This is a genomic window from Vibrio toranzoniae (genome assembly GCF_024347655.1).
In the GTDB taxonomy this organism is placed as follows: domain Bacteria; phylum Pseudomonadota; class Gammaproteobacteria; order Enterobacterales; family Vibrionaceae; genus Vibrio; species Vibrio toranzoniae.
This window is the reverse complement of the sequence record NZ_AP025515.1, coordinates 783,395-803,799: the sequence shown is the minus strand read 5'-3', so window position 1 is coordinate 803,799 and position 20,405 is coordinate 783,395. Positions and strand designations below refer to the sequence as shown.

19 protein-coding genes are annotated in these 20,405 nt (G+C 43.4%); 10 read left to right on the top strand and 9 right to left on the bottom strand.

Translation table 11 applies throughout. The features are described from left to right. Positions 1–43: 43 nt before the first annotated feature. Positions 44–655 (bottom strand): LON peptidase substrate-binding domain-containing protein, encoded by a 612-nt coding sequence (locus OCU50_RS18000; protein ID WP_060469407.1) that lies wholly within the window; start codon positions 653–655, stop codon positions 44–46. 275 nt (positions 656–930) lie between these two features. On the opposite strand from OCU50_RS18000, the gene OCU50_RS17995 reads away from it, so the two are divergent. The 3 genes from OCU50_RS17995 to gltS all read left to right on the top strand — a co-directional run bounded on the left by OCU50_RS17995 (position 931) and on the right by gltS (position 3,318). Beyond that, the gene (locus OCU50_RS17995; protein WP_060469078.1) at positions 931–1,317 is read left to right on the top strand and encodes a tautomerase family protein; all 387 of its coding nucleotides are present in this window, start codon (positions 931–933) and stop codon (positions 1,315–1,317) included. Positions 1,318–1,429: 112 nt separating this feature from the next. Continuing rightward, positions 1,430–1,786, top strand: coding sequence for a YibL family ribosome-associated protein (locus tag OCU50_RS17990; RefSeq protein ID WP_017057627.1), 357 nt, complete (start codon positions 1,430–1,432; stop codon positions 1,784–1,786). A 305-nt stretch (positions 1,787–2,091) separates the two neighbouring features. Next, positions 2,092–3,318, top strand: coding sequence for a sodium/glutamate symporter (gene gltS / locus OCU50_RS17985; protein ID WP_060469077.1), 1,227 nt, complete (start codon positions 2,092–2,094; stop codon positions 3,316–3,318). An 85-nt stretch (positions 3,319–3,403) separates the two neighbouring features. Here gltS and norW read toward each other — a convergent pair whose 3' ends face one another. From norW to OCU50_RS17965, 4 genes are all read right to left on the bottom strand, one after another. After that, positions 3,404–4,558: an NADH:flavorubredoxin reductase NorW gene (norW, locus tag OCU50_RS17980; RefSeq protein ID WP_060469076.1), complete on the bottom strand. Its 1,155-nt coding sequence runs from the start codon at positions 4,556–4,558 to the stop codon at positions 3,404–3,406. Position 4,559: 1 nt separating this feature from the next. Further along, a complete protein-coding gene (gene norV, locus OCU50_RS17975; protein WP_060469075.1) occupies positions 4,560–6,059 on the bottom strand; it encodes an anaerobic nitric oxide reductase flavorubredoxin in 1,500 nt (499 codons plus the stop codon). Positions 6,060–6,414: 355 nt separating this feature from the next. Next, a complete protein-coding gene (locus tag OCU50_RS17970) occupies positions 6,415–7,071 on the bottom strand; it encodes an NAD(P)H-dependent oxidoreductase (RefSeq protein WP_060469074.1) in 657 nt (218 codons plus the stop codon). A 314-nt stretch (positions 7,072–7,385) separates the two neighbouring features. Continuing rightward, positions 7,386–8,252 (bottom strand): hypothetical protein, encoded by an 867-nt coding sequence (locus OCU50_RS17965; RefSeq protein ID WP_060469073.1) that lies wholly within the window; start codon positions 8,250–8,252, stop codon positions 7,386–7,388. Between the two features lie 618 nt (positions 8,253–8,870). Between OCU50_RS17965 and OCU50_RS17960 the strand changes: the two genes are divergently transcribed. The 3 genes from OCU50_RS17960 to OCU50_RS17950 all read left to right on the top strand — a co-directional run bounded on the left by OCU50_RS17960 (position 8,871) and on the right by OCU50_RS17950 (position 12,676). Beyond that, positions 8,871–10,757 carry a PTS mannitol transporter subunit IICBA gene (locus OCU50_RS17960; protein WP_060469072.1) on the top strand — a complete coding sequence of 629 codons (1,887 nt, stop codon included), beginning with the start codon at positions 8,871–8,873 and terminating at the stop codon, positions 10,755–10,757. A gap of 183 nt (positions 10,758–10,940) precedes the next feature. Further along, positions 10,941–12,089 (top strand): mannitol-1-phosphate 5-dehydrogenase, encoded by a 1,149-nt coding sequence (locus OCU50_RS17955; RefSeq protein ID WP_060469071.1) that lies wholly within the window; start codon positions 10,941–10,943, stop codon positions 12,087–12,089. Positions 12,090–12,139: 50 nt separating this feature from the next. Next, positions 12,140–12,676, top strand: coding sequence for an MltR family transcriptional regulator (locus tag OCU50_RS17950; RefSeq protein ID WP_201023954.1), 537 nt, complete (start codon positions 12,140–12,142; stop codon positions 12,674–12,676). Between the two features lie 284 nt (positions 12,677–12,960). Here OCU50_RS17950 and nagB read toward each other — a convergent pair whose 3' ends face one another. Continuing rightward, positions 12,961–13,761: a glucosamine-6-phosphate deaminase gene (nagB, locus tag OCU50_RS17945; protein WP_060469069.1), complete on the bottom strand. Its 801-nt coding sequence runs from the start codon at positions 13,759–13,761 to the stop codon at positions 12,961–12,963. 580 nt (positions 13,762–14,341) lie between these two features. Further along, positions 14,342–14,695, bottom strand: coding sequence for a MaoP family protein (locus OCU50_RS17940; protein WP_060469068.1), 354 nt, complete (start codon positions 14,693–14,695; stop codon positions 14,342–14,344). 154 nt (positions 14,696–14,849) lie between these two features. On the opposite strand from OCU50_RS17940, the gene OCU50_RS17935 reads away from it, so the two are divergent. Next, positions 14,850–15,740 (top strand): LysR family transcriptional regulator, encoded by an 891-nt coding sequence (locus OCU50_RS17935; RefSeq protein WP_060469067.1) that lies wholly within the window; start codon positions 14,850–14,852, stop codon positions 15,738–15,740. Between the two features lie 192 nt (positions 15,741–15,932). Here OCU50_RS17935 and OCU50_RS17930 read toward each other — a convergent pair whose 3' ends face one another. Beyond that, complete coding sequence (locus OCU50_RS17930) at positions 15,933–16,136, bottom strand: hypothetical protein (protein ID WP_017057615.1); 204 nt, start codon at positions 16,134–16,136, stop codon at positions 15,933–15,935. A gap of 232 nt (positions 16,137–16,368) precedes the next feature. Between OCU50_RS17930 and OCU50_RS17925 the strand changes: the two genes are divergently transcribed. From OCU50_RS17925 to OCU50_RS17915, 3 genes are all read left to right on the top strand, one after another. Further along, positions 16,369–17,745 (top strand): AlkA N-terminal domain-containing protein, encoded by a 1,377-nt coding sequence (locus tag OCU50_RS17925; protein WP_060469066.1) that lies wholly within the window; start codon positions 16,369–16,371, stop codon positions 17,743–17,745. Positions 17,746–17,770: 25 nt separating this feature from the next. Next, positions 17,771–18,253, top strand: coding sequence for a methylated-DNA--[protein]-cysteine S-methyltransferase (locus OCU50_RS17920; protein WP_060469065.1), 483 nt, complete (start codon positions 17,771–17,773; stop codon positions 18,251–18,253). A 160-nt stretch (positions 18,254–18,413) separates the two neighbouring features. Next, on the top strand, positions 18,414–18,800 hold the full coding sequence (locus tag OCU50_RS17915) for a hypothetical protein (protein WP_060469064.1): 387 nt from the start codon (positions 18,414–18,416) through the stop codon (positions 18,798–18,800). On the opposite strand, the gene nhaD is transcribed toward OCU50_RS17915, so the two are convergent. After that, on the bottom strand, positions 18,797–20,236 hold the full coding sequence (nhaD, locus tag OCU50_RS17910; protein ID WP_060469063.1) for a sodium:proton antiporter NhaD: 1,440 nt from the start codon (positions 20,234–20,236) through the stop codon (positions 18,797–18,799). The two genes, OCU50_RS17915 and nhaD, sit on opposite strands and share 4 nt — an antisense overlap. Positions 20,237–20,405 lie beyond the last annotated feature (169 nt).

Below are 20,405 nucleotides of genomic sequence, written 5' to 3'. Positions count from 1 at the left end.
TAAACTAATTTCTATTATACGAAATTATAGTGAATAAAAATGTCTATTGCCCCGTAATGATTTGATTAAGAAAAGGAACGAGAGAAGGAAAGCTCGCGGGTTTGGTAAATTCGGCTTTTTTTTCTAGAGGGATAGGCAACATTTCCAAGAGTCTTGCACAAGTCCATTGAGAATTTTCGAAGTCAGGTGCTGGATAAAGCGTTCTGATCGATTCATTTTCTCTGAAAAGCTGAACAAGAAACGAGGTCATGATATTTGGGGTTTTGGCATTTAACTCCGGCCAGTGAGGCAAGTTTTGAAAGCAACTGGTGATCAGAGTGTCTTGTTGACGCATTGCGTCCTTAAGCTTAACTAATTGAACGCCTTCAACGTCGATTTCAAGAATATTGTCGTCAGAAATATTGAAGTCCACGATCGTTACTCTGGTTCCCCATGAGCTGAGTGTCTTGGGTTTTGCTGCATCTTGGGGGGCGATGATAAACCCACTTCCTTGAGACGCACTGGAGACCATTTTCAAATATTTCTGTTCGAAAATGCGTAGTCTCTGTCTACCGTTTGGTAAAATAAACAAAGGAAGCGGGAATACTGGCAGTCTGTCAGGTACTTCTGATTCGGTGTTATCTAACGGCTGTATTTTTTTAGCTGATTTAGGCACATAGTACTCCTTAAACATAAAATTCATTTTAGGGATATACGTTCCTAGTTTGGTGTACGATCAATTTGATGAGTCAATGGTTTATCGGGGAGTGGCCGAGTGTAAATCGGTGGTCTGCATTTTTTGTTTCACCTGTTCATAAATTCATTGTTTATCCCTTCTTTCATGATTGCCATTAGGTTATATGATTAAATAGTAGGCGAATGGATAGGTGAGATAGCGAGCGTCTATCTGAAGGAGATTTCTTTATCCGACATCACATCAAAGGAATGGTCATGATCGTTATTTATGGTATCAAAGAGCGTTTAAATCCTATTAAGTTACCGCTCTCTAATGTTTTACAGCAATGTTGGAACAGTGAGATGGGTTTACCTGATGATAAGCGGGCACATCGATTTGTTCCATTAGAAAGAGATGACTTTTTTTATCCTGAAGGGCGATCTGAAGCCTACACCGTTATTGAAATCAACATGATGGAAGGTCGAGCGGTTAACACCAAAAAACGGCTGATTAAGAAGATTTTCTCAGAAATAGAAAAACAGTTAGGTATCTCCCCTTTAGATATCGAAATTACGATAAAAGAGCAGCCATCCCACTGTTGGGGTTTTAGAGGCATGACGGGGGATGAAGCTCAAGACCTCCAGTACAAAGTGAAGGTTTAGCTTATATTTGGTTCTGCTGGCGATTTATCAGATAAATTTCGGTTCGCGTAAACCCTTGTGCTATACTCCGCGCCCCAATCCAAGTTGGCTTGCTTAATCTTAGGAAATTATTATGAGTGCTAAAAACGAACTTCAACAAATTAACAACCGTCTAGACAAGTGTCGCCACAAGTTAGCGGCTGCTAAAACTCGTAATGATCGTCCTGTTGTTCGTCAATTTGAAGACGAGATTAAGAAACTTACGAAGAAAATTGCCCAGCTTAAACACAAAGAAAGCTTCGATGTGAATCAAGAGCGTAAATCGCTGATTGATATGCCATTTAGCCGAGAAATTACCAAAGCTGAGCAAGCGGATATGGGGAAACTGAAAAAGTCTGTAAAAGGATTAGTGATTGTTCACCCAATGACGAAGATTGGTAAAGAGCTTCGTATTGAGGTTATGACAGGTTATGCCCCGAAAAAATTCTAATTACCTGTAATGGTAATAAAAAAGGAGCTAGCAGTAGCTCCTTTTTGCTTTATTAGGCATTTAGAAAGGTATTGAGCGGCGATATTATTTCTGTCGGCTTGTATTTCTTTGAGGTGATTGTTGTTAAAAAAACCTTCGATAAAGGTTAACACGTTACATACATAGCACAGAGCGAACACAGTAATGTGCTCGTTTTTCTAATCTACAACTTCTCATCTATTTACATAAATATAAGCGGAGCAACACATAATTACAGGTCACTAGACTCATTAGGGAATATGAGAACGTAAAAATATAGAGGTTATATGAATCAATTAATTTCAATAGGGCCACTAGAATCTTTCCTAATCGCGATTAGTGTTTTGTTTCTAGGCAATTTTGTAAATGTAAAGCTACCGGTTCTCAAAAAGTACAATATCCCAGAGCCCATCGTGGGCGGCTTGATCGTCGCTTTTGCTATTACAGCCCTACACTTTAATGGCGTTGATCTAGAGTTCTCTTTGCCATTACAGAATACATTCATGCTGATGTTTTTTGCTACCGTCGGCCTTGCCGCTAACTACACACAGTTGATAAAAGGGGGGGCAAAGGTATTTCTGTTCCTAGGAGTCGCCTCTGTTTATATCATCATCCAGAATGGTGTGGGTGTAACTCTCGCCACGGCACTTGGTCTCGAACCTTTAATGGGGCTGATTGCCGGGTCAATTACGCTATCTGGTGGTCACGGAACTGGCGCCGCTTGGGCACAAACTTTTTCAGAGACCTATGGCATTGCCAACACCTTAGAAATTGCGATGGCGTCAGCGACTTTCGGTCTTATCATCGGTGGTATTATTGGTAGCCCGGTGGCACAAAAGCTGATTGATAAAAACAACCTAGAGTCTGAATACGGTACTGGCACACAAACTCACGAACGTTTCCCTGAGTTGGTGACTTACAACGAATATGAAGAAGACAAAGTAACGGCGAAGAAGGTCATTGAGGTTCTTTTCATTCTTCTTATCTGTATCACTGGTGCGAGATACCTAGAACAATGGGTCGCTACTTTTGAAGTTTCGTGGTTGATGATTCCTGACTTTGTGTATGCGCTATTCATTGGTGTGTTCATTACTAATGTTTTTGAAGTGACTAAACTGCACAAAACCGACAGTGAAACGGTCGATATTCTTGGCACCGTGTCATTATCGCTGTTCTTAGCCATGGCACTAATGAGCCTGAAGCTTTGGAATATTTTTGATCTTGCGATTCCATTCTTGGTTATCCTTAGTGTTCAAGCGGTGGTGTTGGGACTTTTCTCTTACTTTGTGACCTTTAAGGTGATGGGGGCGAACTATGAAGCAGCAGTTATGTCGGGTGGCCACTGTGGTTTCGGTTTAGGAGCAACGCCAACAGCAGTAATGAACATGGGGTCTTTGGTGAGTCGATTCGGTCCATCGCCACAGGCGTTCATGGTAGTGCCAATTGTCGGTGCCTTCTTTATCGATATTGTTAATCTGATCATCCTACAAGGGTACATCTCGTTTATAGGCTAGTGGTAATACAGAGAATTGATACAAAGAAAACCAGTCGATTGACTGGTTTTTTTTATTGTTCTACTTTGCCTTTTCTTAACTGCGTTTATGCTTGTGGCGGTGAACTTATTTGTAATTCCTTTAGCAGAGAAAACGCAGATTGGGTGTGTTCACCAGTGGCAATGAATCCTACAAGCTGGTTAGACTCATTAAAGCCTCTGGCAATAATCCCTTTCGGGTCAAACTTCGCTTCCCAACTCTGAACGGTTTGAATATTTCTACCTGCCAGTTGAATAGGATAACGGTGTGTTTTTACCTTAGTAATAATATGCGGCAGCCTTAGCTTGCCTTCTCCTGTGGTGAGTTGTTTAGCTAATATGCTGGCCGACAATACGGCGGGTTGTAGGTAAGCCATTACTTGGCCTTGAATCTCAGTACAATCACCAATCGCATAGACATTTTGTATGCTGGTTCTCATTGCTTCGTCAACGATGATACCTCTGTTCACCTCAATGCCCGCTTGTTTTGCTAGTGTGGTGTTTGGCATTAACCCAGCAGCAGCGATGACCACGTCGGTCTTGATTAATCGAGAAGACGCTGTTTGCAGCCTGACGCCATCAGTAAGGTAAGTCGCATGGCTTACCATCGTATCTGTCTCAACGGTTACTCCTGCCTTGCGAAGCTCATTTTCTAATTCTAGAGAAACAAAAGGCGGCACTAGGTTACTCAACAGGTAACTCGCAGGCTCAATGATGGTGACATCTTTGCCTGCGGTTTGAAGGTCGAAGGCGAGCTCAACGCCAATGAGCCCGCCACCAATGACTGTGATTTGTTGAGCTGCGTCGATCTGAGCTTTGTGTTTTTCGAACTCTTCCAAGCTATTGAGAGTAATCGTTGCCTGAGGAAGTAACCCTTCTGCTGGCGGTATAAAGGGTGTAGCGCCAGTCGCTAGTACAAGTTTTGAGTAGGGGATGACATCATCGCCAGCGACAATAAACTGCTGCTCGGTGTTAATCTCGTTTACCCAAACGTTGGTTTTAATGACAACGTTATATTGCTTTGCTAATTGCTGAGCATTATTCATTACGAGCTGTTGAGGTGTTTGCTCATTACTGAATACGTGCGAAAGGTTCGGCTTGCTGTATTCAACACCAGAGTCCGCTGTTACCATAGTAATAGCAATGTTTTGGTCAGCTTTACGAAGCATCTTTATGGTTTGTAGGGCGGCAAAACCTCCGCCCACAATCACAATGTTATCCATATTACTTCTCCACAAACACATCTTTACCTAGATGGCATTCAGGACAAAGGAAATCATCCGGCACTTGTGCCCATGGTGTTCCCGGTTCAACGCCTTGGTACGGTTCACCTAACTGTGGGTCGTACACCCATTCACACACAGTACAGCGCCAGCAAGTGCAGTCTGCGCTGTGTACAGGCTTATCTTGCGCTTCTTCTGGCTTCTGCTCTGCCGTGTCTTTTAGCTCTGTTGGGGTGCTTGTCGGTGCTGATTCAATACGTTGAACGTTGCGCTCAACTTGTTTAGGCTCACTAACCTCGTTCGCATCGGTGAGCCAAACCTCAGCCAGTGTCATGCCGTAATCGATGCATTGACGAAGGGCGTCTGTGTCTGGTTTCCAATGGATGTGTTGTGGTGCACTGACTTCGAAATTGGCTTCACGTAGGCGAGCATCGATGCGTTTAACTGCGCCACCTGTCCAACCTGAAGACCCGAAGGCTGCGGCTCTTTTTTCTGCAAAGCGTAAGCCGTGTATCTCTTCGAGCAGCGCTGCGATCTGCGGCATCATCACATTGTTCATGGTCGATGAGCCAACGAGTACGCCCTTTGAGCGAAAGATGTTGGCAAGGATGTCATTCTTGTCGTGCTTGGAGATGTTGAACACCTTGATTGCCGTCTCTGGGCTGCCTTTACGGATTCCCTTAGCGATAGCATCGGCCATCATGCGAGTATTATTCGACATGGTATCGTAGACAATCGTAATACGATCTTCTTTGTAGGCCTTAGACCACTCGTAATACTGCTCAACGATTTGCGTTGCGTTATCACGCCAAATACAGCCATGAGAAGTAGCGATAACATCGATAGGCACACCCAAGCTCAACACTTCTTCTATCTTCGCTTTTACCAAAGGCGCGAAAGGCGTCAGGATGTTCGAAAAGTAGCGCAGACATTGGTCATGAAGTTCTACTTGGTCTAGCTGGTCGTTGAATAGGTTCTCATCGCAGTAGTGTTGGCCGAATGCATCATTACTAAACAGGATTTCATCACCGGTTAAGTAAGTCGCCATTGAGTCTGGCCAGTGCAGCATCTTCATCTCTACGAAGATCAGTTGTTTTCCATTACCGACATCAAGCGTGTCGCCAGTTTTAACGGTTCTGAAGTTCCAGTCTGGTTGATGGTGATGGCCAACAATCGAGTTCACTCCTGCTTCCGTACAGTAAACAGGTGTGTTTGGAATTTTGGCTAGTAATGCTGAAAGTGCACCAGAATGGTCTTCTTCGGCGTGCTGACAAATGATGTAGTCGATGTCGTTGATATCGATTTCCATCTCAAGGTTTGCAAGGAATTGCTCAGTAAAGCGATGATCAACGGTATCGACCAGCACCGTTTTCTCTTCACGGATCAGGTATGAGTTATAGCTGGTACCTTTGTTCATGTGGTATTCCTTGCCATGAAAGTGCTCGGTTTCCCAGTCGTGGACGCCAACCCAGTGAACATTTGATTTAACGTGAATAGTCATAATGGTAATACCTTATTTAAATATCTAAGGTCATCACTGCACTAGTTGTGCCATGTTTTTAATGTATTGTTTTGCATTGGTTTTTTTGGATTTACCTATTTGAATGTGTCTTTATGACTGTATAATTTGTGTAATCAAAATGATTCTTAAGTGTCTTTATGACTAATTTTATTCGGGCAACGTTAGGTCGTTAAATAGCAGGAATAAAAAAGGCCAGACGAGTGTCTGGCCAAAACAAGGCAGTGTTATTTAACAGTCTACGGTTCTGTTAAAATATATTTTGTAAAACGAAAAAGCGTTTTAAAGAGTAAAGCGCTGTAGCTATTGGTACATGATGCATAGCGCATGGGAGCTATTACAGCGTAGTAACCACTTCATCAAGAGCTAGACGCGCTTTTGGTTTACCGTGGTTGTAGTCTTCGCCGTCTTTGTGGTAGCCGATAGCGAGTGCGACATCAACAACGTGACCTTCTAGCTCTTCAGCAAATTCTTCGCCGATCATAGCAGCGTCTACACCTTCCATAGGCGTTGAAGCGATGCCTAGGCGAGCTAGTGTGTGCAGTGTGTTACCTAGCGCGATGTAAACTTGAGACTTAGTCCAGTTGCCGTTGAAACCTGTTTCGTCTGTGTTCATTTCTGCGAATGCGTAAGCACCTAAGAATTGCTCGTACATTTCAGCGGGTAGGTGACCAGAGCTTACTTCTGTATCAGCACGCTTAGCAAATTTCTCTTTAGTGTACTTAGGATCATGAGCAAACAGGATCGTGTGTGATGCTTCTTTCGCATGTGGTTGGTTAAACTGGAACATGTTCTCGAAAGTATTGTGGAAGCGTTGTTTTGCTGCGTCGCTCTCAATGATGATGAATTTCCAAGGCTGAGAGTTAATTGAAGAAGCAGACAAACGAAGTGCTTCTTTGATTACTTCCATGTCTTCCGCAGAGATGCGTTTTTCTGCATCGTATTTTTTAGCTGTGTAACGAGTGTTTAGATCTGAAATGATTGGATGAGTCATGTTGAATCCTAATATCTATCAATAATAAATGTTGTAGGGTTTTATGTTCAGTAACGTCAACAATAAACGGATAACGCATTTAGGCTGTATATCTATAGAAGAACAGTAAGTCTCTAAAAGACTGAACGTTTAAATGGTTATCGAACATGCCCCAATAAATCGAGTATCTGCGGTAGCTCAAGTCGATGGGTGTAAGATAATAGAAGATGGGTTGGGGAAAAATAGCGAACATATCAAATCACTATGGTGAATAATGTCCATAATAAGTAATTAAGTGTGATCTTGATGTGTTGTGGTGCGCTAAAATCAGTCGCTTAGTACGCCTTTATGCCATATTGACGCAATAATGGTGGAAGTACGCTGTCTAGGTTTGGGATATCTTCTGGGGTGATCTCAATTAAGCTGAAGCCGTGTTCTGCGTATGTTTCTCTCGTTTCAACGCGTTTGTCTGCTGCTATTGGGGCAGAGTCGGTTCCCCAAAACTGGATGTATACCTTGCCGTTTGGCAGGTAAAAGTCGCTGATCACTTCTTTTGATATTGGCAGCGGACGCTCATACGCATGCACCACTCCTGCCATATAAAGCCAGTTATCGATGATCAGCTCTCCCTTTGAACGAACATAGTGCCCATCTAAGGTTCGGTGTTTGGCCTCAAACTTCTGGCGAAAGCTAGAAAACGATACATCGGTTGAGTGGCTTTCTGCATCGTGGCCTAAAAACTCGACAACAGATTGCTTTAATCGTTTATTGCGGACCAATGAATCGTGCCACACCACGAATAAATTCTCAGTCGCTTTGTCTTCTCTTTGTTCACCTCCGGCTTTTAAGCCTGTAGAGGTGACGTGCCAGCCATCTTCTTCTTTCTTTATCCACCCAAGTTCATTGAGCAATAAGTTGATCTTCTTAGCACTGAGCTCAAAAGCGTGGCCGAGTTGCGTCGCGGTTAATGTTTTACCAGAAAATGACTCTAAGTCGATAAGCAGTTTTTCTGGCCAGACAATAAAGACACCAAACTTCTTGTGTTCGACATACTCCCCACCAAAGCTTTCTCCTCGTTCTGTGAGTACCCAACGTTCTTGTGAGCGCACAATATAGCCAGCGGTTTTTAGATCACTAAATAGCGCTTTGGCTTCTATGCCTTTTTGTTTCGCGAGTGCTGATGTGGAAATTTTGTCTGACATAGTCTTTTCTCAAGAGCAGAGCGATCTGCTGATTCATGTTGAGGCGGTGGTGAAGATGAATAGGTAAATACAATAGCACATCTCTTGCTGCTGACAGCAGTGCGTTGTGATCAGCTTTTGCTGCAAGGGTGTGGTGAAGGTGCGCATGATGTATAAGCCAATGGTGTAATCGAGAAGATGCGATTGGATAATTTTGAGTGTGATCTATGCCTTGTTGTTTTTGTAATTAAATTACACAATGCCAATTAATACTCAAGGGTGTGCGTATATTTCACGCTTTGTATGGCGTTCTTTTATACATGTCTTATAGTTTTATCGAGTGTTATTTTATTAAGTGTGATTTTAATCACTATTTATTTTTAATGATCATACATTAAAGTGTGATATAGATCATTTATTGATGAGAGTTGTTCTCACCAATTTTGCTTTGTAATTTAAATTCATGACATTTTTGTGATCTAAGGCATTGCTGTTAGCCCCAAAGTGTTTTTTGTGTGTGATGTTCATCACGAAAGTTGGGCTAGGGTGCATTTTGGAAATGTTGTGATACATTTTAATCAACTTTTGAGCACACACTTTCGGTCATTTGACCAACCAATACACTACGGGGTTCTACCTATGTTATCACCAGAAGCAAAGATCAAGGTTCAAAACTTTGGCCGTTTCTTATCTAATATGGTAATGCCAAACATCGGCGCATTCATTGCGTGGGGTTTCATTACAGCACTATTCATCCCAACCGGTTGGTGGCCTAACGAAACGTTAGCATCAATGGTTGGTCCTATGATTACGTACCTATTACCACTATTGATCGGTTATACCGGTGGTAAAATGGTTGGCGGTGACCGCGGTGCGGTAGTCGGCGCTATCACAACAATGGGTGTTATCGTTGGTACTGATATCCCAATGTTCATGGGTGCAATGATTGTAGGTCCACTAGGTGGTATCGCAATTAAAAAATTCGATGAAGCTGTTCACGGTAAAGTGAAAAGTGGTTTCGAAATGCTAGTGAATAACTTCTCTGCGGGTATCATTGGTATGCTCTGCGCAATCATCGCGTTCATCGTGATTGGTCCTGCAGTTAAAGTTCTGTCTTCTGGTCTGGCGGCTGGTGTGAACGTGATGGTTGAAGCGGGTGCATTACCTCTTGCTTCTATCTTTGTTGAACCTGCGAAAATCCTATTCCTAAACAACGCAATCAACCACGGTATCTTTTCTCCATTAGGTATCCAGCAATCTGAAGAAATCGGTCGTTCTATCTTCTTCCTAATCGAAGCAAACCCAGGTCCTGGTTTCGGTCTTCTACTTGCTTACATGGTATTTGGTAAAGGTAGCGCTAAGCAATCTGCTGCTGGTGCATCTATCATCCACTTCCTAGGTGGTATCCACGAAATTTACTTCCCTTACGTTCTAATGAACCCACGTCTAATCCTTGCTGTAATCGCAGGTGGTATGACGGGCGTATTCACTAACGTAGTGTTCGATTCTGGCCTTATCTCTCCAGCATCTCCAGGCTCTATCTTCGCAGTATTGTTGATGACACCTAAAGGCTCTTACATCGGTGTGGTTCTTTCTGTTATCGCTGCAACGGCTGTGTCTTTCATCGTAGCTTCAATCCTACTTAAGACTTCAGCTCAAGGTGACGACGAAGATTCACTAGAAAAAGCCTCTGCTCAAATGAAAGACATGAAAGCGTCTTCTAAAGGTGCAGCAGCAGAAGCAAACGTAAACCTAGCGGACGTAAAAGCAGTCTACGTAGCGTGTGATGCGGGTATGGGTTCAAGTGCGATGGGGGCAGGCCTTCTACGTAAGAAAATAGAAACAGCTGGCCTAAACATTGTGGTAACCAACTATGCAATCAACAATCTACCGGCTGATTCGCAAATCGTTATTACGCATAAAGACTTAACAGACCGTGCTCGTAACACCGTTCCAGGTGCAATGCACATGTCTCTGAACAACTTCTTAGATGCTGCAGTATACGACCAATTAGTCGCTGAACTTGTAGAAGCACAAAGTGGGGACGTAAAAGCTCCAGCTCCTGCAGCGGCTCCAACACAAGAAGGTAACAAGTTAGCACTGACTGACGACAGCATCTTCCTTGGTCTAAAAGCGACTCAAAAAGAAGACGCAATCAAGTTCGCTGGTGAGCAGCTGGTAAAACTTGGCAACGTATCGCCTGAATACGTAGCTGGCATGTTTGCTCGTGAAGAGCTTGTGTCTACCTACCTAGGTGAGTCAATCGCAGTACCACACGGCACAATCGAAGCGAAACAATACGTACAAAAAACCGGCATCGTTTTCTGTCAGTACCCTGAAGGTATTCAGTGGGGCGAAGATGAAGATGATATCGCTAAGATGGTTATCGGCATTGCTGCACAAGGCGATGAGCACAACATGGTGCTGATGGCTATTACCAATTCACTCGATGATGAAGAAGCTGTGGAATGTCTACAGAACACAACAAACCCTGCTGATGTTCTACGTATTCTCAACGGAAACTAAAAAGCTCTAGTCAAGCTCCTGAGTGAAGGAGGCCGGTATCCCCCTACTGGCCTCATTTTCGGTCTTAATCTCTCTAAGAAGATTCAGTCTGAATAGCTTACTGCTTAATGCCTAGGGCACATCGTCAAGGCATGTTGTTGAGCCGTTAGCTATCTAGATTCAAATATTTATAAGGTCAAAATTATGAAAGCGTTACATTTTGGTGCAGGTAATATCGGTCGTGGTTTCATTGGTAAGCTGCTTTCTGACGCTGGTATGAAGGTTACGTTTGCTGACGTAAATGAAACGGTTGTAAATGCGTTAATTGAACGCCAAGAATACCCAGTTAAGATTGTTGGCGAAGAGTGTGTTGTTGAAGTTGTTAAGAACGTAACAGCAGTAAACTCAGCAACAAGCGCAGTGGTAGATTGCATTGCTGAGTCTGATATTGTGACGACGGCAGTAGGTCCTACGGTTCTTAAAATCATTTCTAAGTCTATCGCTCAAGGTATTGAAAAGCGTGCAGCAGCAAACAATACTGCGCCAATGAACATCATCGCGGCAGAGAACATGGTTCGCGGTACTAGCCAACTAAAAGCAGCGGTTCTAGAGCATCTTTCTGATGAAATGAAAGCCTTCACTGAACAGCACATTGGCTTTGTTGATTCAGCGGTTGACCGTATTGTTCCACCGGCAGAAGCGGGCGAAACAGACCCTCTAGCAGTCACGGTTGAAACGTTCAGTGAGTGGATCGTAGACCAAACACAATTTAAAGGTGAGATTCCAAACATCCCAGGCATGGAATGCACGGATAACCTAATGGCTTTCGTTGAGCGTAAACTGTTCACGCTAAACACAGGTCACTTGGTAACGGCATATCTTGGTGTGCTTGCGGGCCATGAGACTATCAAAGACTCTATCGAAGACGACAAAATCCGCGCTGAAGTTACAGCAACCATGGAAGAGAGCGGTGCGGTTCTGATTAAGCGTTACGGCTTTGATCCAGAAGCTCACGCGGCATACATCCAAAAGATTCTAGGTCGTTTTGCTAACCCGTTCCTACGTGATGAAGTAGACCGCGTTGGTCGTCAACCAATTCGTAAGCTGAGCCCACAAGATCGTCTAGTCAAGCCATTGAACGGTACGCTAGAATACGGTCTTCCTAATGCGCACCTAGTAAAAGCGATCGCAGCTGCGTTCCATTACAAGAATGAAGACGACCCACAAGCGGTTGAACTTCAGGCAATGTTTGCAGAAAAAGGCTTTGCAGAGACCTTAGCGCATTATTCTGAGCTGAATAGTGACTCAGAAGTTGTTAAACTAGCGGAACAAGCTTATCTAGCATTGAAATGATCAATCATCAAAGTGCCACACCTGTGGCACTTTCTTATTACCGAGCCGTTATGCCAATACATCCTAGTCACGAAACTGAATTACTCGAAGCCCTATCAGAAGCTGAGAGCGCTAGCGCCTGCCTATTGGCAGCTTATGATGCATTGGATGACACGGTAGATGCAGTATTAAAAAACATTTTCAAGAAAGACGATACAGCGATCAAATTCGTTGTCGAGCCCCTTCTCAATAGTGGCGGGCCTTTAGGCGAGATTATGATTCGCGGCAAGCTTCTATTAGGGCTTGGTGTGATCAGCAAAGAGCTTTATGACGATTTAGAGGTTTTCGTAACCTTGAAAGAGTGGGCTAAAATACAAGGTGAAGACACCAGCTTCACAGAAGTTGATGTGATATTTGAACTCAACAAGGTGCACGCGATTCAGCGTATTATGCCTATCGAATATGATGCGGAGATGGTGGAAACCATGTCGGGTCCAATGCTTCAAATGTTCTTGGGCAGACACCATCAGAAAGTGAAGTCGACGATCGTTTTGGCTATCACAGACATCATCAACACCTTGTGCCGAGATAACGCACTAAGTTCTTAGTTTTCGTTATTAAGCGTTTTCTTTACAATTCGGCTCTCTACAACTTGTTTTACCCATCCTAGAATTTACAGTTATTGCGATTTCTCTTGTTAGAGGCGTCGCTTTTTTGTATTCGCGTCAGTATTTATCTTAGCTTTTTATCCGACCTTCTTAGCTATCGCTCCCTCCAACTATTAATTCTATTCCTTAATTACAGTCTTTTGGTTTTTCAGTTTTACGGCCGTGAATTTCAGGCACAAAAAAAGCCACATACAGTGGCTTTTTTGCTCAACAAAACCTTCAGATTATAGGTCTTGGATGTTTTCTGCTTCTAGCTCTCGGAAGTAGCGTAGAGTCTTAACTTTTAGCTCTTGTTGAGCAGGCTCATCAGCAACGATGATCGCTTTACGGTGCATCTGTAGAGCGGTAACCGTCCACATGTGGTTTACAGAACCTTCGATAGCCATTTGAAGCGCTTGTGCTTTGTTGTGGCCTAGAGAAAGGATCATTACTTCTTCAGCGTCTAGAAGAGTAGCAACACCGATAGTTAGTGCGTATTTAGGCACTTGGTTGATGTCGCCATCGAAGAAACGAGAGTTTGCGATACGAGTGTCTTCAGTTAACGTCTTGATACGAGTGCGTGAAGATAGAGAAGAGCCAGGTTCGTTGAATGCGATGTGACCGTCGATGCCTACGCCGCCCATGAACAGGTTGATTTTGCCGTATGAACGGATTTTCTCTTCGTATGCTGCACAGTGAGCATCGATGTCTTCAGCTTGACCGTCTAGCAGATTGATGTTTTCTGCTTGGATATCAACGTGGTTGAAGAAGTTCTCATGCATGAATGTGCGGTAAGACTCTGAGTGGTTTGGGTCAATACCAACGTACTCATCCATGTTGAATGTTACAACGTGCTTGAAGCTCACTTCGCCAGCTTTGTAAAGTTCAATTAACTCAGCGTAAGTAGTTAGAGGTGTGCTACCTGTAGGAAGACCTAGTACAAATGGACGCTCAGCAGTTGGAGCGAACTTGTTGATAGAATCTGCGATATGACGAGCAGCCCATTTACCTACTTTAGCTTTGTTGCTTAATGGAATAAGTCTCATTGATTTTGCCCCTAGAAATTAAATTTTACAGTGTTCTGAAACATTAATTCGCATTATAAAATAAGTTATCAAGTTCTGCTATTGTTTTAGGTCAAGTTTTTACTTTTTTCCTCGTATCTGTGACTAGAACGCTCAAAATTGCACAATTACTGTATGGATATTTGGTGGCGTTAAACAAGATTAATACGCTTGTCATATACAGGAATGTTGATTTGATTCAGTGCCTGAAAGGGTTTGTGCGTTTCTGCAGATTGATAAGCTTTGGTACATTAAAGAGCTGCAGCGTGCTCACAGGCTTTGAGAGTATAGTTGAGACGTGAAAAATAATGATGGCAATGTGCCACTATCGTGATAAAAGGAAGTTATTAAACGAGGTTAGAAGAATTCTGCTGGGTTAGATACCCGTCTGAATGGCTGGGAATAGATGCTGAATCACGCTATCACTATGAATTATCTATAAATATTGGTAAAACCAAGCAGGTTAGCTAAACTGACCAACTACGAAGAAAATCGTGTTTGAAGTTAAAAATAGAAGGTAAAAAAAGCCCAAAGTGATGAGGTATCACCTTGAGCGTTTTTACTAATCTTCTAACACTAACTCACTTTCGTATTCTTCTCTAGGCACTTCGCCACGTTTGCAGCCGTTTAGGGTATGAAAGCGACGGCGTCCACGAGCCAGTTGAATGTATTTCAACCAAACACGCTCTAACTTTGACTTAGCCTTATGAGGGTGAGACAGCACTTTTAAGAAATGTTTTTCTTCAGCATTGGTTGGCGTTAACTCACCAGTCTCAAGTGCTAGCATTGTGTCACCAAATAAGGTCAGGACTTCCTCTTCTGAAAGAGTAAAATTACCTGATTTAGCGAACCCTCGTGGGAATTTAGTGGTGTCATAAAAACGTTTTTTTCCGTGTCGGAATTCGGTCTCAGACATATCAGCCTCAGTAATGTGGTTAGATAGAAATTAGTGTTTATTGTTCACGCGAACATATTGTTAAAAGGCTACAATGGGAAACAAAATGTTTTTGCCTTTACGATAAACAATTCTAGATCGGCTAGTTAGCAGATTTATTACAGAGATGCATTTGATGGATGTGAAAGTATTTAGAACCTTTCTTGAGGTTGCAAGAGTACGCCATTTTGGGCGTGCAGCAGAAAACTTGTATTTAACGCAAGCCGCAGTGAGTGCGAGAATTAAACAGCTAGAAGGCTATTTTGATACTCAGCTCTTTATTCGTGACCGCAACAATATCAAGCTTACCTCTTCCGGTGAACGTTTGATTGGTTATGCTGAAGTGATGGTGTCTACCTTACAACAAGCTAAATTTGAGCTGTCGTTGGAAAGTGGGAAAGCCTTGCAGCTAACGTTGGGTGGTACGCCGAATATTTGGGATGCGTATTTACAAAACTGTTTGAGCGTCGTGACCGATTCCTTGGGTGGCTACGGCTTTATGGCAGAGGTGATGGGGCGTGAGCAGCTCAACCGTCACTTGTTAGAGCGAACCTTAGATATGGCTTTTGCTTTAGATCAGATCAAAGCAGAAGAGCTACACTGTAAGAAAGTCGCAGATTTGGTCTTGGTGTTGGTATCAACGCAACAGGATGATCTAGAATCTGTATTTCAACATAAATACGTTTATGTCGACTGGGGAACGCGTTTTGGTTCTGAACACGCAGAGCGTCACCCTAAAGTGCCGGCACCGTATCTACGTACCTCGACAGCCCGCATTGCCCTAGATTTCATTTTAGAGAAAGGCGGCAGTGCGTATTTGCCAGTCTCTCTAGTCGAACCTTTTATCGATTCTGGCCAGCTGCACAAGGTGAAAGGGGTTGAAGATTGGTATCGCCCAATTTATCTGAGTTACCGTAAAAGTAGCACTTCGGTTGATGCGATCATGCAGGTTGAGAAATTGGTTAATGAGATTGACCCATCGACTGCATATACGTTGCAACAAGCCGCTGATCAAGCGTCTGAATAGTAGTATTCACTTGTCACTATATTGATGAAATAAAAAGCTTATTCTATAAAAAATGGCTCTCAAGAGAGCCATTTTTGTTTTTAAACCAGTTTAAGCCTGGTATCTGTAACCTATTCCAAGGCACCTAGTTATTACGGTGCCAAGTTTTCAAAAGCATCATGTTTTAAAATCGCTATGCTTTCTTTCTAGGAGCTACAGGTTCATTAAGTTCTCAATGGACTCTTCAAGAGAGTGGGACAGATATGAATGAATCTGATTTCCATCGGTTGCGTCTATTTCAATCTTAGAAATCCCGTTGCTCGCTTTATCTTCAAGAAAGCTGAGAGATTGTTCAACTGATTGACTGGTGAGAACTTGTTGGTTTGATAAAACAATACGACACGTGTGCAGAACCATAGCCTTTTTCCTTTTATTCGATAAGCCTCTGCATCTTGGCGTGCTAAGTACTTATCGTTGACGTTGTGAGAAGAATACCTTCTCTAGGTTAAATTTAGTCTAATTGAATAAAATTAAAACTTTTTTTGTGATTTATCTGACCTTAGCTTCCGAAAATGGCTAGCGACAATGTAAGTTAACGGTAAACTTTTAGTAATCAGAATGAAGGTTATGATTAACGGGAAAATACGACATGTCGAAAACTATTCATCACAACAGCACATTAACGAGTGAGCAATGCCATTTAGCTCGTTATGCACGAGACGCTCGTTTTGATGGGATGTTTTTTACTGCGGTGAAAACCACGGGTATTTTTTGTCGACCTATTTGCCCTGCAAGCCCACCCAAAGAAGAAAATGTCGAATACTTTTCTCATCAAGCTCAGGCTTTGAAGGCGGGGTATCGCCCTTGCTTACGTTGTCGCCCAGACAGCGCGCCTTTCTCTCCAGCATGGAAAGGAGTTGAGACCACCTTTCTACGAGCTATGCAATTAATTGATAACGGCGCACTGAATTCAGGCTCGATTGTCGACCTTGCTACTCGATTGGGTATTTCAGATCGTTATCTACGAACCCTATTTGACAATTACATCGGGGTGTCACCGAAGCAATATAGCCTTTATAGCCAATTGATGTTTGCCAAGCAGTTACTGCATACCAGCAGCATGAGCATTACCGATGTCGGCTTTGCGAGTGGTTTTAATAGCACGCGCCGCTTCAATGATGCCTTTCTTAAAGAGCTGAAGCTTTCGCCAAGTCAAATCCGAAGAGCCAAGCCAAATAACAGCCTAAGTAATCATATCCAGTTAAGTTTTCACGGCCCGCTGGACTGGAATCATTTGTTGGCTTTTTATCGACGACGAATGATTGAAGGCTTAGAAGAAGTGGGCGAGGACTATTACCAGCGCACGGTGGATGTGAACGGTTCGAGGGGCTGGTTCAAGGCCACGTTAGTGACAGAGAGCCGCTTGGATATTGAGTTTGAGTTGGACGATATCAATCAACTAAGAAGCTTGATCGCCAATATACGACGCATGTTTGACTTAGATGTCGACATTGCAAAGGTCGAAGCATTCTTTACCACTATCGACCCTAATCTAGTCGCTAAAAGTGGTATTCGTATCCCTGGAGTATGGAGTACTTGGGAGGCAGGAGTCAGAGCTATTCTTGGGCAACAAGTGTCGGTCACCGCAGCGATTGGTCAGCTAAATTTATTGGTTCGTGAGCTTTCTGATACAGATAAGAAACTTTACTTCCCAACACCGAAACAGATAGCCGATGCAGATGTGAGTTTCTTAAGAATGCCGGGAAGCCGCAAGGAAACCCTAAAGCGTTTTGCCGAATACATGGTCGACAACGAAGCCGAGCATCCTTCGAAGTGGATTGACCTAAAAGGCATTGGACCTTGGACGATTCAATATGCGTTGCTTCGAGGCTTAAGTGAACCAAACCATTTGCTAGTCGGCGATTTGGTGGTCAGGAAATTCATCGAGAATCGTCCTGCCATTAATGCACAAAGCGTGTCGCCATGGGGCAGTTACGCCACATTCCATTGTTGGAATCAATCTTAATCGGAATACTAAGCTAGGAGATATCATGGCTAATCGTTTTACTTATTATGAGAGCCCGTTAGGCATCATTACTTTGCAGGCTAATGAGCAAGGTTTGCTTGGCGCTTGGTTTGAAATCCATACCACAAAGCCAGATCAGTTGGGCATTCAAGATGATAGCTTTCCGATCTTCGAATTGGTTGCTGAGCAACTTAATCGCTATTTTGCTGGTGAGGTCATTCAGTTTGATGTGCCGATTGCCGCGAAGGGAACTCCGTTCCAGCAATCGGTTTGGCAAGCGCTCACGACAATCCCTTATGGAGAAACATGGAGTTATGCCCAATTGGCTGACGCGATTGGTAACCCAAAAGCGGTGCGTGCGGTTGGTTTGGCGAATGGCAAAAATCCAGTGTCAGTGATTGTGCCGTGTCATCGAGTGATTGGCAAAAATGGTAAGCTGACAGGTTATGCGGGCGGTGTGGAACGCAAACAGCGCTTGTTGGTGATTGAAGGAAGGGAAGAAGATTAGAGAATTCTTCTATAGGGATTTTTGTTGACGAAACCCTGTCAATCAAAGCAGCAGAACAAGGGGTATTTAAGTGTAACTTCGCAATAAAATCGTCGTCTTCTGGAAAATGCTTGTTTGGTTGCATATCCTTTTATCATGTGTTTTAGGCAAGGATGCCCAAATGAATCGCTATCAATCACTTATGTTCAGCTGCAGTAGCGTGTTATTACTGACAGGTTGCTTAACGGATACCACTCGCCCTTTCGAAGTACCACAGTTGGTTTTGTTCACAGGTATGTATGAAAATGCTGACAGCGGCAGCTATCTGCTTTTTGAGTCGGGGAAAGTGACCTATCAAACCACGGATAATACGGTTACCCGCAGTTATAGCGTCGACGATGATTTGATCATCATTGAATTAAACTCTGGAAGCAGCCGAACTGATTCAGACTTGGTGATGCGAGTTCAGCATCAAGGTGAAGTACTTACCTGCAATATGTGCCCAGCAATGCAGTTAAGCAATGTCTGGACACGAGTTGAGAAGCCGAAGAAAGGTTCATTGAATTAGAAAAGGCCACCATTTAACCACAAATGAGCAGCAATACTGACCACGTAGCCAATCATGATCACTGGCATCCACTTCAAATGACCAAAGAAGGTATATTTTCCGTGTGCCGCCCCCATCAATGCCACGCCCGCCGCGCTACCAATCGACAATAAACTACCGCCAACTCCTGCCGTTAAGGTAATCAATAACCAGTTACCTATCGACATTTGAGGCTCCATTGATAATACCGCAAACATAACCGGAATGTTGTCGACAATCGCGGACAAGATCCCCACCATGATATTGGCCCAAATTGGATCCCATTGGCTGTACATTACTCCAGAAGCAAGTTCCAAATACCCAAGCAGACTTAAACCACCGACACACATTACGACGCCGTAGAAGAACAATAATGTGTCCCACTCGGCATGAGATACTCTTCTAAATACATCAAATGGTACGACTGAGCCTAATCGCTTGAGTGCGCCTTCGTCGTTGTTGGCAATCGCCATCGCTTTTTTCTGGGCGAGTGAGTTGGGTAAGGTTTTACGCAAGTAATAACCAAAGAACTGAAGATAGGCGAGGCCCATCATCATACCCATGACAGGAGGAAAGTGAATCACGGCGTGGAAAGCGACAGCTGTGGCAATCGTCATGATGAACAAAAATACGATCCTTCTCGCCCCGCGTTTTAACTCGATATGTTGGTGCACGGTATCGGGCTGAGATGTCGGAACAAAGTAAGACATGATCAAGGCTGGAACAACATAGTTCATGACTGAAGGAATAAATAGGGGAACAAACTCGCTAAAACTCACGTAGCCTGCCTGCCATACCATCAGCGTTGTAATATCCCCAAACGGACTGAATGCGCCGCCAGCATTGGCTGCTATCACGATATTCACACAGGCAAGGTTAACGAATTTTGGATTTGACCCTGCAACCTTTAGAACGACGGCACACATTAATAAAGCGGTGGTGAGGTTGTCGGCAATCGGGGAGATAAAGAAGGCCAGAATACCGGTTAACCAAAATAGAGAGCGGAAGTTAAAGCCTTTACCTACCATCCATGCCTGAAGTGCATCAAACAGCCTTCTTTCTTCCATTGCGCTGATGTACGTCATCGCGACCAACAGGAAAAGCAGTAATTCGGCGTATTCGAGTAAGTTATGTTCGAGTGCTTGTTTAGCCACCTCGGTGAGGTTGTGTTCTTGGTAGGTGAAGCCAATGATGATCCAGATGAGACCAGCAGCAAGTAAAACGGGTTTCGATTTCCGCAGTTTTAAATACTCTTCCATCATCACAACGATGTAGGCGACAACGAAAATGGTCAGGGATAGGTAACCAACAAATGAGCTGGTGAGCTTGAGAGGTTCTCCTAACTGAGCAGTAGCAGCGCCTGCCACAGTAGAAAAAAACAAAAAAGAGAGAACAACTGAAAGCTGGATACCTAGCATGGATTACGCTCCGAAGTTAATGAGTTATTAACACGCGTAAAAGCGTAGACCTAAATAAGTTCGTGGGGTGTGATAGATATCTTAATAATTCAATAGATTATGATTAAAAGATTGCCTTAGCTAAGCTATCGATAGGGCTTCGTTATTTATGTACAGCTAGGTTATTGGT

What these genes read in the sequence shown, in the direction of transcription:
- OCU50_RS17995 (WP_060469078.1), top strand. Translation starts at nt 931, where the DNA reads ATGATCGTTATTTATGGTATCAAAGAGCGTTTAAATCCTATTAAGTTA.
- OCU50_RS17990 (WP_017057627.1), top strand. Translation starts at nt 1,430, where the DNA reads ATGAGTGCTAAAAACGAACTTCAACAAATTAACAACCGTCTAGACAAG.
- gltS (WP_060469077.1), top strand. Translation starts at nt 2,092, where the DNA reads ATGAATCAATTAATTTCAATAGGGCCACTAGAATCTTTCCTAATCGCG.
- norW (WP_060469076.1), bottom strand. Translation starts at nt 4,558, where the DNA reads ATGGATAACATTGTGATTGTGGGCGGAGGTTTTGCCGCCCTACAAACC.
- norV (WP_060469075.1), bottom strand. Translation starts at nt 6,059, where the DNA reads ATGACTATTCACGTTAAATCAAATGTTCACTGGGTTGGCGTCCACGAC.
- OCU50_RS17970 (WP_060469074.1), bottom strand. Translation starts at nt 7,071, where the DNA reads ATGACTCATCCAATCATTTCAGATCTAAACACTCGTTACACAGCTAAA.
- OCU50_RS17965 (WP_060469073.1), bottom strand. Translation starts at nt 8,252, where the DNA reads ATGTCAGACAAAATTTCCACATCAGCACTCGCGAAACAAAAAGGCATA.
- OCU50_RS17960 (WP_060469072.1), top strand. Translation starts at nt 8,871, where the DNA reads ATGTTATCACCAGAAGCAAAGATCAAGGTTCAAAACTTTGGCCGTTTC.
- OCU50_RS17955 (WP_060469071.1), top strand. Translation starts at nt 10,941, where the DNA reads ATGAAAGCGTTACATTTTGGTGCAGGTAATATCGGTCGTGGTTTCATT.
- OCU50_RS17950 (WP_201023954.1), top strand. Translation starts at nt 12,140, where the DNA reads ATGCCAATACATCCTAGTCACGAAACTGAATTACTCGAAGCCCTATCA.
- nagB (WP_060469069.1), bottom strand. Translation starts at nt 13,761, where the DNA reads ATGAGACTTATTCCATTAAGCAACAAAGCTAAAGTAGGTAAATGGGCT.
- OCU50_RS17940 (WP_060469068.1), bottom strand. Translation starts at nt 14,695, where the DNA reads ATGTCTGAGACCGAATTCCGACACGGAAAAAAACGTTTTTATGACACC.
- OCU50_RS17935 (WP_060469067.1), top strand. Translation starts at nt 14,850, where the DNA reads ATGGATGTGAAAGTATTTAGAACCTTTCTTGAGGTTGCAAGAGTACGC.
- OCU50_RS17930 (WP_017057615.1), bottom strand. Translation starts at nt 16,136, where the DNA reads ATGGTTCTGCACACGTGTCGTATTGTTTTATCAAACCAACAAGTTCTC.
- OCU50_RS17925 (WP_060469066.1), top strand. Translation starts at nt 16,369, where the DNA reads ATGTCGAAAACTATTCATCACAACAGCACATTAACGAGTGAGCAATGC.
- OCU50_RS17920 (WP_060469065.1), top strand. Translation starts at nt 17,771, where the DNA reads ATGGCTAATCGTTTTACTTATTATGAGAGCCCGTTAGGCATCATTACT.
- OCU50_RS17915 (WP_060469064.1), top strand. Translation starts at nt 18,414, where the DNA reads ATGAATCGCTATCAATCACTTATGTTCAGCTGCAGTAGCGTGTTATTA.
- nhaD (WP_060469063.1), bottom strand. Translation starts at nt 20,236, where the DNA reads ATGCTAGGTATCCAGCTTTCAGTTGTTCTCTCTTTTTTGTTTTTTTCT.